The following is a 1,396-nucleotide window of genomic DNA, read 5'->3' on the forward strand; positions in this document are numbered from 1 at the left end:
CTGGGCGTCGCGCGGGATGACCAGGTCCAGAGTCGGGCCGATGCCCTGCGCGTAGGAGGCGATCTCCCTGAGGCCGGCCGGCTTGACCAGGTCGGGCGTCGGCGCGGTACACGGCGACGTGCTGGTCACCAAGGTGCTCATCCCGGCGATCGCCGCCCCGCTGGTCGCGGGCATCGCGGCGATGCTCGCCACACGGCTGACGTACTCCCTCGGCAGCAAGGCCGACAGCAAGGCGTCCAAGAAGGGCTACCGGGCCGGCCAGATCGCCTCCGCGGGCCTGGTCTCCCTGGCCCACGGCACCAACGACGCGCAGAAGACGATGGGTGTCATCACCCTCGCCCTGGTCGCCGGCGGCACCGTCGCGCCCGACTCCGACCCGCCCATGTGGGTCATCCTCTCGGCGGGTCTCGCCATCGCGCTCGGCACGTACCTGGGTGGCTGGCGCATCATCCGCACCATGGGCAAGGGCCTGACCGACCTCCAGCCGCAGCAGGGCTTCGCCGCCCAGACGTCCGCGGCCACGGTCATCCTCGCCTCCTCGCACCTCGGTTTCTCCCTCTCCACGACGCACTCCGTGTCCGGTTCGGTGATGGGCGCGGGGCTCGGCCGCAAGGGCGGCGTGGTCCGCTGGTCCACCGCGACGCGGATGTTCGTCGCGTGGGGTCTGACGCTCCCGGCGGCGGCCCTGGTGGGCGCTCTCGCCGAGTACGTCACCGGCTTCGGCAGCTGGGGCACCGCCGTGGTGGCCGTCTTCCTCATCGCCTCCAGCGCGGCCATCTGGAAGCTCTCGCGGCGAGAGCTTGTCGACCACACCAACGTCAACGACACCGACGACGCGGAGCCCGCCGGCGTGGTCACCACGGCGATGGCCGCGGTGACGCCGCCCCCGGCGGGTGGTTCGGCCACGGCATCGGAGGACCCGGTCCCCGCGTTCCCGTCGCAGGTCACCGCCGAGCGCACGCCGACCACGACCACCACGGTCTGACCCCGTCACCGGCAACAGGGAAGAGTCTCCGATATGAAGATCGACTGGGCTGCCCTCGGCTCCGTCTTCGGTGTCAGCCTCGTGATCACCGTGGCCCTCGTCGGCCTGTTCACCCTCGGCATCACAGGCCTGTCGCGCCGCGAGCGTGCGGTGGCCGAGGGCGGGACCGCGGGACTCGCGGTCACCGGCGCGTACGCGTGTTTCGCGGCGTGCGCGGCGGCCGTCGGGTACGGGATCTATCTGATCGTGGCCTGAGGGCCCTGACGTCACGTCGTGTCAGCCGGGCGGCACGGGACTTCGGTTGCGTGCCGCCCGGGCGTCGTGTGTTCGCAAGGGGCCGATAGGGAGGGCGGGGGGGAGGGTAAGAGTGGTATGGGGTGGGGGTATATCTAGGGGGGGGGCGGATAAATT

At 71.4% G+C, this 1,396-nt stretch carries 1 protein-coding gene and 1 pseudogene; both read left to right on the forward strand.

The genetic code is table 11. From position 1 onward, the window contains the following. Nucleotides 1-91: 91 nt before the first annotated feature. Nucleotides 92-985, forward strand: a pseudogene (locus ABZ281_RS49365) (inorganic phosphate transporter); the annotation flags it as partial. Nucleotides 986-1,018: 33 nt separating this feature from the next. Next, complete coding sequence (locus ABZ281_RS49370) at nucleotides 1,019-1,240, forward strand: hypothetical protein (protein WP_298556525.1); 222 nt, start codon at nucleotides 1,019-1,021, stop codon at nucleotides 1,238-1,240. The last annotated feature ends 156 nt before the right edge of the window (nucleotides 1,241-1,396 follow it).

The organism is Streptomyces sp. NPDC006265, assembly GCF_040613555.1.
Taxonomy (GTDB): domain Bacteria; phylum Actinomycetota; class Actinomycetes; order Streptomycetales; family Streptomycetaceae; genus Streptomyces.

Excerpts from the sequence above, each read along its gene's own strand:
- ABZ281_RS49370 (WP_298556525.1), top strand. The coding sequence starts at position 1,019 with ATGAAGATCGACTGGGCTGCCCTCGGCTCCGTCTTCGGTGTCAGCCTC.